Source organism: Prosthecobacter dejongeii (genome assembly GCF_014203045.1).
In the GTDB taxonomy this organism is placed as follows: domain Bacteria; phylum Verrucomicrobiota; class Verrucomicrobiia; order Verrucomicrobiales; family Verrucomicrobiaceae; genus Prosthecobacter; species Prosthecobacter dejongeii.
Genome location: NZ_JACHIF010000008.1, coordinates 191,361 through 205,563, shown reverse-complemented (window position 1 = coordinate 205,563; position 14,203 = coordinate 191,361). Strand labels below are relative to the sequence as shown.

Below are 14,203 nucleotides of genomic sequence, written 5' to 3'. Positions count from 1 at the left end.
TAACAACTGATGATATGAAAATACACTACGTTTTCCTGACTCTTTTGCTCAGTCTCGCAGGGTTATCACTCAATGCCGCCTCAGATCGTTTCCAAGAGAGAGAAGAGATCGAAGCGCTCCAAGCAAAGAAAGTCAGCCGTCCTTCCATCGCCCTATACATTGAGGCAGATTGCAAAGGGCGTATGACCCGGATTAAAGCACCGTGCGAATTCGCCAATGAAATCGTGATGAAGTCAGAGCTTGGCATCTCCAATGACAGCATCCTTTCAATGAAAGTCCCAGCCGGGGTGAAAGTGACTGTTTTTGATGGTCCCAATTTTAAGGGCGATAGCGCGACCTTTAACGAGGGAGAGCACGGCAATCTTGGCAAGCTGTCTCACCGTGTCACTTCATTGAAAGCAGAGATCATCCGCGAACAATAAACTGCCACCCCATTAGGCAGTGACTGCACTGCCAAATTCCACGACCACGGCAGTGCAGTTATCGCGACCTGATTCGGTCACAGCTCGTTCGACGATTTTAAAGGCTTTAGGCTGCTCAGACGGAGTTTTTAGATACTCCTCGATTCGGTTATCCCAGAGACCGTCCATGATACCGTCACTGCACAAAAGGAACTTATCTCCAGGCTGGCAGCTGACCGCCCCGAAGTGGGGATTGAGAATCTGGTGACCTGCCCCCAAAGCTTGATTTAGCACGTTACGCCCCGGATGATTGCGCGCCTCACGCTCATTGATCTCACCTTTACGGCGTAGCCACCCAACATAGCTGTGATCATGAGTTACTTGCATCATTCCCCCATTTTTAGGCAGGTAATAGATACGACTATCTCCAATGTGGCCAAAATGCATCCACCCAGGTGAAAAACACGCAAGACTGAGCGTGGCCCCCATGCCCGAACATTCTGCATAAGAACGCCCCATGCGATTGAGCTCTGCATGCACGTGACTGAAAATCTCCTCCAGGGCATCATTCACCCCACTGGCCAATCTTTGAGCTGCCAAACGATACACCTTTGGCATCAGTCGAGTAATGCGCTCCACCGCAGTGCGGCTCGCAAACTCGCCAGCATTTGCCCCGCCCATGCCATCACTTACGGCGAAAACAAAGTCACTGTGATCAATGGTGGATTCTCCCACTTTTCCCAAATACCGAATTTCCTGCGCATCGTATGCCAGAGCCAAAAAGGCATCTTCATTATTTTTTCGCACGCGTCCGACATGAGTCATGCCAGACCAAGAAAGCGCACTAGGATGGGGAGTGGATTGAGAATCAGCGGATGGAGTCACGGTCAAAAACAAAGATGCCGCAGCCTACCACCTCTGAGCAAGACATTTGCATTCACTTCGTAGAAATCTGTTTTTGTCACAGCTAGCTCCAAAGAGGCTATTTTCCTTTGAAATTTTTAACGTTATGCCCCAAGAAGATCTTCCGGTTGCCCCAGTCTTTGTAGAATCTGAAACATTCACGTTTTCAGAAAATGACGAAATGGGCGAACAACAGGCCACTGTCACCTATAAATTGAAGGCCCATGAGGGACAGATGATCGGCAGTGGCGGAGAGCAACTCGGCTTTGCCAAATATCAGATTTCCGAAACTCTGACTGAATTGGTTGAGGAACGAAAAGCCATTAAACTAGCGAACGAAGAACGGGATAAGCTAATCGCGACTCTCGAGGACGGCCCCGAAAAGCAAGACTTAATCCAGCAAAAGATGACCCAGAGCGAACGTTCCTCAGGGCTTCTGCAGGCTTACCAAGACAAAAAACATCTTCCCTCACAACTTTTCGAAGATCCTAAACAGATACGCAGCGGCAATGACATGGGTTTGCTAACACGTTCTGTTGCGGCCAACACTGTGGATCGCCTACTGGGCACGCAAGTGATAGCAGAAGAACGTTTCGGCATCGCGCCGAATGGCAAGGTCATCGGCATCAGCGTCCAAGCCGATGGGGCCAGCATACAAAGTGAGTGGCAACCTCCAGGCAAAGACCAAAAGCTAGATGCCATGCTGGATGTGGATTATTCTCATCCAGACATCCAGCGTAGAATTTTTGATCTGGAAATCAATGACTACATCACGGGCCAACTGGATCGTCATCCAGGCAATATTTTCATTGATCCAAAAACCAATCAAGTCACCGGGATTGACAATGATTTAGCTTTCCCCGAAGTGGACCTGTCCACACTCGAAAAACGCTGTGGCGTGGACTACAAAGGTGTCTCCACCTTGCCCCGCATGATGCACGAAGAGACGGCGAAAAGGATACTCGCAACCTCCTCGACTGAATTGCAGGAAGCTCTTAAAAACTTGCCACGTCCAGAAAACTGTTCAGCGCTTTCTCCGAAGGCCATCCAGGGAGCCGTTAAGCGACTCGAAGAACTCCAAGAGGCAATTCACCACCCAGAGAAGGGTCTAAAAGTTGTCAAAGAGTTCAACGAAGCCACCTTTAAAGAAAGTCTAGCGGCACAAAAGAAAACCTTTAACGAAAAGATGGCTCAACGAGGCAATGGGGTGACTTTTAAAACCGCCGAGCCTGCACATCTCTTGATCCCCGTGAAAGCCTCCCAACTGGGCTTCATTCAGCAATTCAAAATCGGATTTGAAGGCAAAATAGCCACCCAGGAGAATGAGGTTGCCACGATGCGCCCGGCCGAGAGTGCAGGCAAAGCCATGCGTGATCCTGATGTTGCCGCCTATCTGCAGCAAGAAGCCAAGGCTAAAGAATCCTTAAAGGCTTCACCGGAACTCATTGAAAACGCAAATCTCCGCAAAGCAGTCGAAATTGCCAAAGCCGAGATCTCTGCTTTGCAGAAATCCGTCAGTGCCCTTGACCACAGAGAAGAAAAATTAGCACATCCGCAGCCAGTTACTCGCCTGAAAGAAGCATTCCTGGGTAAGCGTGAGCGACTTGGTAAAATGGAAAAGACGCATGAGCAACTGACTCAGACCCTACAGAAGATTAAATCACTCGAAAAGCAGATGGATACCGCACTCACCGAAGCGGTTGCTCCGTTACGCAGTGATTTGGAGGCTCTCCTCGCCGTCAAAAGAGGCACAAATCAGGAGGCTATTGCTCCACCTAAAGTCTCTCCCCCTTCGATTGAAGAGCATCACCATGTCGCGGATGATCTGCGCAACGAACACCTGCAGCGGCGCCCCAGCATGGCCAATATCAAAGCAGGCTCTGTTCTGGACGCCGTAAGGAAACTGAATCACGCAGCCGAGGAATCTCATGCTCATGGCCAAAATAGTGTGGCTGAGAAGGCACACCTCCAAAGTCATGGAAACAAACAAGCGGCAAACCATGCCGCGCCCCACTTGTAAGCAATCGATCACCAGCCTCTGGGACCTAGCTCCTGCGGATCAGGCTCAGGCGGCGGCGGCCCCAGATCAGGTTTGTCTAAAATCGTGGCGAACTCGAAATCAATCAGACAAAAACGCCCAAGGTGGGGACTGTATGTCACATTGCGCAGATAGGGGTCTTCGTGACGGACCCCGTATTGCTCCAGTTCGGCAAACAGCAGCCTCAGCCGATCTTCGGTGAGATGATCCACACGACTGCCGCAATTAGAAGTCACCATGTGAAGTTTTTCGGGATCAGTTTCAAGCACCTTAGGCACGAACGGACAACCCTGCTTTTCCAAATAACGCAAAACACGCACCTCGTGCTCGAATCGCTCTTGAGCCATGTGCCCTCTAAAGGTCTTGTGGACTCGCCCATCGTAGCCAAGACGGACAAGGGCGCGCGCTGTGTTTTTGGCTTCCATGAGGTGGAATTAAACGCTCGCTTATGGCCCCGGGCAAGTGCCGCGAAGTGGCAGATCACCGAGATCTTTTTTCACCCGACTCAAAAAAATCATTTCTATTCTGGCATAACCCATGCTTCATCCCATCGCGCGGCAACGATGAAGGTTTTCTTTCACGAAGCCCCATTACATACAAGTCGAACACCACAACCATGGCCAAATACAAACTCGAATACATCTGGCTCGACGGCTACAAGCCTGTGCCAAATCTGCGTAGCAAGACCCAGATCAAGGAATACGCCAGCTTTCCTACCCTCGAACAACTCCCTCTCTGGGGCTTCGATGGTAGCTCCACCCAGCAGGCCGAAGGCCGCAGCTCTGACTGCGTGTTGAAGCCAGTGGCCGTCTTCCCAGACACGACCCGAATCAACGGCGTGCTGGTGATGTGCGAAGTCATGATGCCAGATGGCGTCACCCCACATCCTTCCAACTCCCGCGCCACCATCTTGGACGATCCAGGTGCTTGGTTTGGTTTCGAGCAAGAATACTTCTTCTACCAGGACGGCCGTCCTCTTGGATTCCCTGAAAACGGCTACCCAGCTCCTCAGGGCCCATACTACACAGGTGTTGGCTTCAAAAACGTCGGTGACATCGCTCGCCAGATCGTTGAAGAGCATCTCGACCTTTGCCTGGACGCAGGCATCAATCACGAAGGCATCAATGCCGAAGTGGCCAAGGGCCAGTGGGAATTCCAGATCTTCGGCAAAGGCTCCAAGAAGTGTGCTGATCAGATGTGGGTGGCTCGCTATCTCCTGATCCGTCTTTGCGAGAAGTACGGCATTGATGTGGAATTCCACTGCAAGCCTCTCGGCGCGACGGACTGGAATGGCTCTGGCATGCACGCTAACTTCTCTACCGACTATCTTCGTGACGTCGGCGGCAAAGAATATTTCGAAGCCCTCATGGCCGCATTTGCCAAGAACCTCAACGAGCACATCGCCGTTTACGGTCCTGACAACCACATGCGCCTGACGGGTCTTCATGAAACCCAGTCCATTGACAAATTCACTTATGGCATCGCAGACCGCGGCTCATCCGTGCGCGTGCCACACAGCTTTGTTAACAATGGCTACAAGGGCTATCTTGAAGATCGCCGTCCAAACTCCCAGGGCGATCCCTACGCCATCGCTTCCCGCATCTTGGCGACCATCGCCGAAGTGCCGAAGCCATAATCGAGTCTCGACAACGATCACTCTCCCACAAAACGCCGCCTGGAAACAGGCGGCGTTTTTCGTATAGCTTCCGTCCGCTGTCATGTCGAAGGTGCTGTTGGCAAAAAAATGCCCCGCTGCATCGCAGCGGGGCTCCTCGGAAAACAGCGATGCTTTTTACACCCTTATTTAGCCAATAGGCGCTCCATGATCTTCTCCGTCCGGGCCACGATACGCTGAGGATCATCTAACAATCCCGCAGATAGCAAAGCATTGTCCAAGACCTGCTCGGCGATCAACTGAGCGCTCTCGCCATCGCTCTGACTGAGGACGGACAGTTTTTTGACAATCTCATGACGAGGATTGATTTCGAGGATCACCTTGGGAGCCTCGACTTCATCCGGCTTCATCGCACGCATCATCTGGCGCATTTGAGGGGTCATTTCTCCATCTGGAGTGATGGCCAGCGCAGGACTATTGACCAGTCGTTTACCGCTGCGCACCTCCTCCACACCACTGGCTAGGCTGTCTTTGAGCCAGCCGCAGAGGGTCTCGGTATCTCCTTCGCTCAAAGACTCTCCTTCATTGGCCAAGTCCCCCAGATCCACTTCATTCGAGTTCACAGCCTGCAGGGGCTTACCATCAAACTCACGAAGACTATTGACCACATATTCGTCAATCGGCTCATAGAGATAGAGCACTTCGTAACCTTTCGATTTGAAAGCTTCCAGGTAAGGACCGGTTTCGATAGTTTTGCGAGAAGGAGCCACCTGATAGTAAATGGCCTTCTGCTCTTCCTTCATCCGGGCGACGTAATCGGCCAGGCCAATCACCTCCCCTTCTCCTGTCAGACTGGAATCAAAACGCAGCAATTTAGCAATCGCATCTCGATTGAGGAAATCTGTCGCCACACCTTCTTTGAAGAAGCGGCTAAACTTTGCATAAAACTCTTGGAACTTTTTGCCATCGTCCTGAGCTTCCTTATCGAGGAATTTGAGGAGTCGTTTCGTCACCACTTCGCCCAACTTGCGCACCAACGCACTGTCCTGCATGGACTCACGGGAGATATTCAGAGGTAGATCTTCGCTATCAATCACCCCACGCACAAAGCGCATCCACTCAGGCAGCAGCTTCTTCGGCCGTGGATCAATCAAGACCTTTTTGCAATAGAGCCCTACCCCAGGTTCCATCTGCCCCATACCAAAGGACTCCATATTTTGCTCTGGCAGGAACAAGAGAGCATTGATGACCAGCGGAGCATCGGCCTGGAAATGCAGGCGGTAGCTCGGCTCATCAAAGGCATGGGCTGTGAACTGATAAAAGGCCTTATACTGCTCTTCCGTCACCTCATCTTTGCTCTTCAGCCAAATAGCCTCCACCGTATTCACACGCTCCGCATTCAGTTGAATCGGGAAGCTGACAAAGTTCGAATATTTAGCGAGGATCGCTTTGACGCGATCAGGGCGACAGAACTCCAGTGCATCTTCCTTCAGCTTGATGACGATCTTACAGCCACGCACCTGATCCGGCGCTTCATCAATGCTGTAAGTGCCTGTACCGGTGCTTTCCCACACCAGATGTTCGCCGTCCTGGCGCCAGGAATGTGTATAGACCTTCACATAATCCGCCACCATGAAGGCGCTGTAAAAACCCACCCCGAATTGACCAATCACCGAGGCGTCACCAGACTTACCAGCGTTTTTCAATGCAGCGGCGAAAGCCTTGGAACCCGAGTGTGCAATGGTTCCGAGATTTTCCACCAACTCAGCACGGGTCATCCCGATTCCGTGATCGGAGATCGTCAGCGTGCCTTCCGTTTCATCCGTGGTGATATGGATCTCAAGCGGCAACTCGGCACCAAAAACATCGTTTTCAGTGAGCTGCGTCAGACGCATTTTTTCCAGGGCATCAGCGGCGTTGGACACCAATTCGCGAATGAAAATTTCGCGGTCTGTGTAGAGGCTGTGAATCACAATGTCCAAGACCTGTTTCACCTCTGCCTGGAACTCGTGCGTGCTGCCAGTGGTCGTATTGCTCATAGGTTAGGGGGATAGATGAAGTGGGGTTGTGAAATAAAAAGGGGCGTAGAGAATAGATGGTCCACAGCGACTGTCAAAGACAGGTCACGAACATCACACCACGCGCTCTCCAATCTCACCCCAAGAGCCTCCCTTAGCCTGCCTCCACCCCATTTAAAATCCAGGTAAGTAAGGTGGTAGATCTGGCTCAATAGCCGCCACCTCAGGACGGCGGGCTTGGCGGCCTATCCTCCTTAAAAGTAGCCGACAGGTCTCAAAAACATCTGAGTCCCTCGTCATCTGAGAGCGCACAATCGTGCCCTCAATCACGAGCAGACTGCTAGCAGCCGTTTGCAGAGGATTTTCCAGCCCCAAACGGGTTGCAATCTCCTGCAAAAACGCCTGCAGCGCTTGTTTATGATCCTGAATGATTTGTTGGATCTTTTCCTCCTGAGAAAAAGCTTCTGCCTGGGCATTGATAAACGCACAACCGCGGAAATCAGGTTCTTCAAACCAGCGCATGAGAACCTCCGCGATGACCTCCAATCCAGCGCCAGCCTGTGACAATCTTTTTTCCACAGCGGCACTGAACCAGTTCATCCACCATTCATGACGTCGCAGGAGGTATTCGGCCACCAGATCATTTTTTGAGGGAAAGTGCCGGTAAAAAGACATCTTAGCCACCTCTGACTCTGCGATGATTTTATCAATCCCTGTGGCACGAACGCCATCGCGATAAAAAAGCCGTGACGCCGTCAGCACGATCCGTTCCCGGGCAGCGGAGGGGGAGGATGGAACAAGGGCAGATTTCATAACAAAGACAATTTAAACATTAGAGCATTGACATACAGACCTGTCGATCTATTGATTCGAAAAATAAACAGACAGGTCTGTCTATTTTAACGTTATGAAGTCTTAACACGATTTTTATATGAATCCAAACACTCCAGCCTCACTCGTTCCGCCTTTCTCACGCGAGACAGCAACCCTCAAAGTTCGTGCCGCCGAAGACGGCTGGAACTCACGTGATCCAGAGCGCGTTTCACGAGTTTATACTCCAGACAGCCAATGGCGAAATCGTGCCGAGTTTGTGCGTGGCCGAGATCAGATCGTTGAATTCCTCACGCGCAAATGGCGCAAGGAATTAAACTACCGATTGATCAAGGAGCTCTGGGCCTTTGATGGAGCCCGTATCGCTGTTCGTTTCGCCTATGAATGGCATGATGACTCAGGAAATTGGTTCCGCTCCTATGGCAATGAAAACTGGGAGTTCGATGAAGCCGGCCTCATGCATCATCGCTACGCCTGCATCAATGACCTGCCCATCCAGGCCAGTGAACGCCTTTTTACCTGGGATGCATCTGGACCACGCCCAACCGACTTTCCAAGTCTCTCAGAGCTGGGCCTATAACGGCAGCTACATCAACAAAAAAGGGCCAGCCCGCTATTGTTCGGACTGGCCCTTTTGATTTTTGGATAAAGGCTACTTCGCTTTCACAAAGCCATCCTTCAGCGCCACCGTGCGGTTAAACACGGGTTTGCCGGGTAGGCTGTCTTTAGGATCGGTGTAGAAGTATCCCACACGTTCAAACTGATAGTGGGCACCAGGTTTAGCTTCGGCCACGGAAGGCTCTAGCTTGGCGGTCACTACTTCCAAGGACTGAGGGCTGATGAGTTGAGTAAAGTCGCCGTCTTCTCCAGCGGCCTCTTCCGGCTGCTCCTGGGTGAAGAGCTTGTCGTAAAGTCGGACTTCCACATCCAGAGCGTGGGCCGCGCTGACCCAATGGATGGTGCCTTTGACCTTGGGCCGTCCCACCGGTTTTACGCCGTGACGGGTGGCATCGTCGTAAGTGCAGCGAAGCTCGACGATGTTGCCAGCCTCATCCTTGATGACTTCCTGGCAGATGATACAGAAGGCGTACTTGAGACGGACTTCCCCGCCCGGCACCAGGCGGTGGAAGCCTTGGATCGGCGTTTCCATGAAGTCATCGGCATCAATGAAAAGCTCACGGCTCAGCGGAACCTGACGTTTGCCATCGGCTTCGTTTTCAGGGTTATTCACCAGCTCCACTTGCTCCACTTGACCTTCGGGATAGTTGGTCAGCACTACTTTGATCGGGCGAATGACTCCGTACACACGCTGAGCGTGTTTGTTCAGGTCCTCACGCACACAATGCTCCAGAAGCGATAGTTCCGTGAGCGAAGGATATTTGGTTAGGCCGATCGTTTTGCAAAAGGTTCTGATGGCCGATGGTGTGTAGCCACGGCGTCGGATCCCGCTGATCGTGGGCATCCGCGGATCATCCCACCCATTGACGAGCCCTTCCTTCACCAGACGCAGCAGCTTGCGCTTGCTCATCACCGTGTTGGTCAGATTCAGACGGGCAAATTCACGCTGGTAAGGCTGCCCTGGCAAGCCACTCACATTGGCAATGAGCCACTCATAGAGAGGGCGGTGATGCTCAAACTCGAGCGTGCATAGACTGTGAGTGATCCCTTCCAGTGCATCGCTCAGCGGATGCGCATAGTCATACATCGGGTAGATGCACCACGCATCGCCAGTGCGGTGATGATGCGCGCGCAGGATGCGGTAGATCGCTGGATCACGCATGTTCATGTTTGGCGATGCCATGTCAATCTTAGCCCGCAAAACCCGGCTGCCTTCATCAAACTCCCCGGCGCGCATCCGCGCAAAAAGATCTAGGTTCTCAGCAGGTGAACGATCACGGAAAGGGCTGGCCGTGCCAGGTGAAGTTAGCGTGCCGCGTGTGGCGCGCATTTCTTCCGGCGTCTGATCATCCACGTACGCGAGGCCTTTTTCGATAAGCTGGACTGCGAAGCCGTACAGTTTTTCAAAATAATCACTAGCGTAGAAAAGGTGGTCTCCCCAGTCAAAGCCCAGCCATTTCACATCCTCCTGGATGCTGTCCACATACTCCACTTCTTCCTTGGTCGGATTGGTATCGTCAAAGCGCAGGTGACACCGGGCTTTGGGTGCATTTTCCAAACTGAGTCCAAAATTCAGGCAAATGCTTTTCGCATGCCCGATGTGTAGATAACCATTGGGTTCTGGAGGAAAACGGGTGATCACCCAGCCATCATTTCGCTGCGCAGCCACATCGGCAGCGATCATTTCGCGGATGAAATCCAGGGAGGCAGGGGCAGCGGGGGCGTCAGACATGTGGATCGGAGATTTGAGCTGGATCACACCGCAGTCAAGGAAGCGACGCAAGGATGATGTGCAGCCCGCTCAAAAGCAGCGTCCTTCTTTTCACACAACCTGCTCTCTACGGGGCAGAGGCCGGAGATCCGGAGGCCATGGGGATAAGGGATGCTGGAGGCAAACCTTGGGGCGGCATAGCCCAGGGTAATGATAGAGGTAACTCGGTGCTGTTTTGAAATTTCGTCTGCATCACGGCCGCAGGTGAGATTCCTTGGATGATCTGCCCACCACCGGGCTGAAGATTCGGTGTTGCCTGCGCCTTTTTGAGCAGGGCTAGGTTGTTCGTAGCATCTGCCGCCAGAGGGTGTTTACCATGATGTTTGGCCAGCGTTTCTTCGGTTTTAGAAAGCAGTCGAATGGCTTCATCCATTTTCCCTGTCATCGCCAAACAGAGGCTGTACTGACAATAGAATTGTTGTAGAAGCAATTCTTCAGGCTGTAGGACTTCCATCAGTATTGGGAGGCTTTGTCGCATCCTTTGCTCCGCCTGGACATAGTGCTGCTGCTCGTACAAATTCCAGTTCCAAGCGATTTGAGACTCCAAAGTCAATGGATGGCGACTTCCTAGTGTCTTCAGCCGCGTTTCGTAGATCCAGCGCAGTTCTTTTTCTGCTTCAGCAAAGCGTTTCAGTCGGCTCAAGTAGTTCGCAATGTTGGAGTGGGCGACCATAGTTTGGGGATGGTCTGGCCCCTGTTGTTTTTCCAGAGTCGCTAGCATGGAGCGATATTCTTGAAGAACCTGCTCTAGAGAACGATCATCTTTAAAAAGCCCGGTTAAGTTATTGCGCGCGGCCAACGTTTTCGGGTGATCTGGACCTAAAAGACGTGCACGTGCCGTGTAGGCTGCGCGGTACTGTTCCTCGGCCAACAGCAGCTTGTTCTGTTTTTCATAGGCGATACCTAAATTGTTGCGTGTTCCCAGAGTATCTAAATCATCCGGCGGCAGGTTCTTCAGGCGGCATTGCAGCACGTAAGACAAAATCTCTTCAGCTTTTTCATGCTGCCCCAATTCGTTCATGCACACGCCTAGGTCGTTGTAGGAAGTCAGAGTTTCTGAGTGATCTGGCCCTAAAACCTTTTTCTCTTGTTCGTAGAGCACTTGCAACTGAGTAGCCGCCTCCGCGTATCGGCCCAGTTCATATAAATAGGTCGCTAGATTGCTTCGACTCCGAAGCACCTCTCCAGAATCCGGGCCAAAAAAGCGTTGGGTAAAGACCAACATCGAGTTCAATTCCGACTCTGCTTCTTCAAATTTTTTCTGCCCTCTCAAACACTTTGCGAGACGAAACCGATTGCTCAAAACTTGGGGGTGAGTCTTCCCCAAAGTGCGCTGCTGAGAAGCTAAGACTTGACGGCGAAGTGTCTCTTCTTCGGCCAAACGACCCAGGCTTTCTAGCACGGCTGCGAGATTCTTACGTACCGAAGTCAGAGCGGGAGAATCGGCCTCCTCGTTTTCTTCCAGGCGCCGCAAAATAGCCCGATACTCCTTTTCCGCAGCCACATCTTGTCTTTGATCATAAAGAGCTGTCGCCAGTTCGTTGTGGTAACGGAGAGTCTCGATATGCCCCGGCCCGAGAGCCAGCCGATGACGCTCCATCACTTCCCGCAGAATCTTTTGTTGGGCCGGATAATCAGTGAGCAAATAGCTGGTATGCGCCATCGCCGTTTGAATCTGGGTCCACAGGCTGAGATCGTCGTTGGGATTCGTCTCTGTTACCGCCACGGCCAGATACTTCCGTGCATCCACATACTTCCGTTGTTCCAGGGATCCGTAAGCCGCCAATTCTAATGCAGCCACCACCTCTGCAGACACTCGTTTTTTAGATCGGTGGGCTTCATCACCTGCACTTAATGCGATCTCTACAGCCTCCGGATACCGTCCCAAAATGAAGTAAAATCGCGCCGTTTCGAGATCGCGAACATTGATCTGAGAAAGACGTTTTTTCCCGTAATCACGGAGTGCTTCATAGAATCCCTCACGGGGCAGTTGGAATCTCTCACACAAAGGCTCAGCAGCTTTCACAAAGCGCACAAAATCCCCACGGGGCCCCTCCTCCGGTGGGCGGAAGGCCAATGCACGTGGGAATTCGCGGACTAGCGCTGCCACCTTAGACTCCAGGCCTTTGAAAGGTGACTTCAGAATTTTGTCCTGAACATCAGCCCCCCGTCCAGACGGCACTCCAAAAAATAAGCAGCCAAACCAAAACAACCTTACCCAAAAAAAGGAGACACATCGTTTCATGGCACCAAAATTCGGGAGTTTAACAGCTTCTACTTTTTAAAATACCCGCGCTGCTTGTCACTAATAGGCAGCCCCGTTTTTTCCATCACCTGTAACATATCTTCCCAGACTTGGCGTTTGGCTACCCGGCCACCATCGGCCAGTTTTTCCTCTCGCAAAATATAGCTGGGGTGAAAGGTCACCATGGTCGGGAGCCCCTGGACTTCATAGAACTGGCCACGCAGTTTACTCACCGGCCCACTCAGGCCCAAGCCCTCAGCCGCGGTTTTCCCCAGAGCCACCAGAACCTTTGGCTGGACGATGGAAATTTCCGTAAAAATGTAGGGCAGACAGGTCTTCATCTCAACCGTTGTAGGAGGCCTATTGGACCAACCTTGATTTTCCATCGCTGGGCGAAACTTGCAGATGTTGCTGATGTACACCTCGCTGCGGTCTAACCCCATCGCTTTGATGATGCCCGTGAGCTTTTGTCCGGCAGGCCCAACAAATGGCTCCTGCTGCCGCTCTTCCTCAGAGCCCGGTGCTTCACCGATAAACATGATTTCCGCATCAGGACTGCCCACGGCAAAAACCATCGTCTCGCGCAGCGTGCCCAGCGCACGCGCCTCAGGCGACTGCTCGGCGATCTGTGCCAGAGCCGTCAGCTTTTCAGCTTTCGTCATGCCAGGGACTTCGATCAAAGTCGGCACCGCAGTGGGTGCCTTCGCTGCCGCTACCCGGGCTGGCGCAGGTGCTGGAGTCACCACGACGGGAGCCACAAAAGCTTCGCGCAGCAAAGAGGCTGGGGCTGCCCGCTCTTCAGAAAAAGATTCGGCCACACGTCGCGGCTCGGGGGCTCTTTGAGGAGCCACTGCGGGCCGTGCACTGCGGCCTGTCATTTTATCCAGCACGCCTGGGCGCAGGCCCACATGGGTCTGCCCCGCTACCTGGCGCTGTTCCAGGTATTGTTTGAGAAGTCCGGCGGCTACAGGCTGAGGCATAAAAGAAAGATCACTGAGCTAACACACACTAATGCGGGAAACGATCACTTTTTGCGCCCTGCCTTAGGCTCAGTCCCAGCGAGGATACGACTGACATTCCCCCGATGCCGAACGATCACCAGCACCATGATCAAAACGCCAAAACTTAGCATCACGAAGTCCCAATGCCCCACCTTCGCCATCAGGGCCACCATCGTTGCCACCACGCCCACGCCGGCCATCATGGAGGCCAGGGAAACATAGCGCAGGGTAAAGAAAAACAGCAACCACACCACCAGCCCGCCTAGCATCGCTAGAGGGGCGATCCCCAGAAGGACCCCGGCTGTCGTCGCTACACCTTTGCCGCCTTTGAAGCCCAGCCAAAAAGTGTACATGTGCCCCAGCACCGCCGAGAGGCCTGCCACCACAGCTCCGGTGGAAACGATCTCAGCCGAGGCCCCTTGCTGAGCCAAAAAAGAGGTAGCTAACCACACTGGCAACCAACCTTTAAGCGCATCCAGAATAAAAACCGGAATACCGATTCCCTTCCCCAGCACGCGAATCACATTGGTCGCACCGATGTTACCGCTGCCATGCTGGCGGATGTCCAACCCCTTCAATTTACCTGCCCAATAACCAAAGGGCATCGCACCACTGAGGTAGCCGACGACTGCGGAGATCAAAATTGCCACTGCGGGATTCATTGTCCCGTATGTATCCGCAGCCCATGCCCATGCGCCAAGTGAAAAGAAGCCCCACCTTCTTTACCCACGCGGTTATTCCCCCTGAAGCTCTTCCCTCCAG

The 14,203-nt window shown here is 52.6% G+C and carries 12 protein-coding genes; 4 read left to right on the top strand and 8 right to left on the bottom strand.

Going from position 1 to position 14,203, the window contains the following annotated elements; translation table 11 throughout:
* The first annotated feature begins 14 nt into the window (after positions 1-14).
* On the top strand, positions 15-422 hold the full coding sequence (locus HNQ64_RS17965) for a beta/gamma crystallin-related protein (protein ID WP_184211214.1): 408 nt from the start codon (positions 15-17) through the stop codon (positions 420-422).
* A 12-nt stretch (positions 423-434) separates the two neighbouring features.
* Here HNQ64_RS17965 and HNQ64_RS17960 read toward each other — a convergent pair whose 3' ends face one another.
* Positions 435-1,226, bottom strand: a complete 792-nt coding sequence (locus HNQ64_RS17960) for a PP2C family protein-serine/threonine phosphatase (protein WP_184211212.1) — start codon at positions 1,224-1,226, stop codon at positions 435-437.
* Between the two features lie 106 nt (positions 1,227-1,332).
* On the opposite strand from HNQ64_RS17960, the gene HNQ64_RS17955 reads away from it, so the two are divergent.
* Positions 1,333-3,324 carry a hypothetical protein gene (locus tag HNQ64_RS17955; RefSeq protein ID WP_184211209.1) on the top strand — a complete coding sequence of 664 codons (1,992 nt, stop codon included), beginning with the start codon at positions 1,333-1,335 and terminating at the stop codon, positions 3,322-3,324.
* An 8-nt stretch (positions 3,325-3,332) separates the two neighbouring features.
* On the opposite strand, the gene HNQ64_RS17950 is transcribed toward HNQ64_RS17955, so the two are convergent.
* The gene (locus tag HNQ64_RS17950; RefSeq protein WP_184211207.1) at positions 3,333-3,767 is read right to left on the bottom strand and encodes a BUD32 family EKC/KEOPS complex subunit; all 435 of its coding nucleotides are present in this window, start codon (positions 3,765-3,767) and stop codon (positions 3,333-3,335) included.
* A 191-nt stretch (positions 3,768-3,958) separates the two neighbouring features.
* Here HNQ64_RS17950 and HNQ64_RS17945 point away from each other — a divergent pair, with 191 nt between their 5' ends.
* Entirely contained in the window at positions 3,959-4,978 is a 1,020-nt protein-coding gene (locus tag HNQ64_RS17945) for a glutamine synthetase beta-grasp domain-containing protein (protein ID WP_184211205.1), read from the top strand.
* Between the two features lie 164 nt (positions 4,979-5,142).
* Here HNQ64_RS17945 and htpG read toward each other — a convergent pair whose 3' ends face one another.
* A complete protein-coding gene (htpG, locus tag HNQ64_RS17940) occupies positions 5,143-6,996 on the bottom strand; it encodes a molecular chaperone HtpG (protein WP_184211203.1) in 1,854 nt (617 codons plus the stop codon).
* Positions 6,997-7,149: 153 nt separating this feature from the next.
* Positions 7,150-7,788 carry a TetR/AcrR family transcriptional regulator gene (locus HNQ64_RS17935; protein ID WP_184211201.1) on the bottom strand — a complete coding sequence of 213 codons (639 nt, stop codon included), beginning with the start codon at positions 7,786-7,788 and terminating at the stop codon, positions 7,150-7,152.
* A 118-nt stretch (positions 7,789-7,906) separates the two neighbouring features.
* Between HNQ64_RS17935 and HNQ64_RS17930 the strand changes: the two genes are divergently transcribed.
* The gene (locus HNQ64_RS17930; protein ID WP_184211199.1) at positions 7,907-8,386 is read left to right on the top strand and encodes a nuclear transport factor 2 family protein; all 480 of its coding nucleotides are present in this window, start codon (positions 7,907-7,909) and stop codon (positions 8,384-8,386) included.
* A 72-nt stretch (positions 8,387-8,458) separates the two neighbouring features.
* On the opposite strand, the gene HNQ64_RS17925 is transcribed toward HNQ64_RS17930, so the two are convergent.
* The 4 genes from HNQ64_RS17925 to plsY form a co-directional block, all read right to left on the bottom strand.
* Positions 8,459-10,156: a glutamine--tRNA ligase/YqeY domain fusion protein gene (locus HNQ64_RS17925; RefSeq protein WP_184211197.1), complete on the bottom strand. Its 1,698-nt coding sequence runs from the start codon at positions 10,154-10,156 to the stop codon at positions 8,459-8,461.
* A 106-nt stretch (positions 10,157-10,262) separates the two neighbouring features.
* The gene (locus HNQ64_RS17920; RefSeq protein ID WP_184211196.1) at positions 10,263-12,305 is read right to left on the bottom strand and encodes a tetratricopeptide repeat protein; all 2,043 of its coding nucleotides are present in this window, start codon (positions 12,303-12,305) and stop codon (positions 10,263-10,265) included.
* Between the two features lie 164 nt (positions 12,306-12,469).
* Complete coding sequence (locus HNQ64_RS17915) at positions 12,470-13,420, bottom strand: uracil-DNA glycosylase (protein WP_246431100.1); 951 nt, start codon at positions 13,418-13,420, stop codon at positions 12,470-12,472.
* Positions 13,421-13,464: 44 nt separating this feature from the next.
* On the bottom strand, positions 13,465-14,103 hold the full coding sequence (gene plsY / locus HNQ64_RS17910; protein ID WP_184211194.1) for a glycerol-3-phosphate 1-O-acyltransferase PlsY: 639 nt from the start codon (positions 14,101-14,103) through the stop codon (positions 13,465-13,467).
* Between the last annotated feature and the right edge of the window lie 100 nt (positions 14,104-14,203).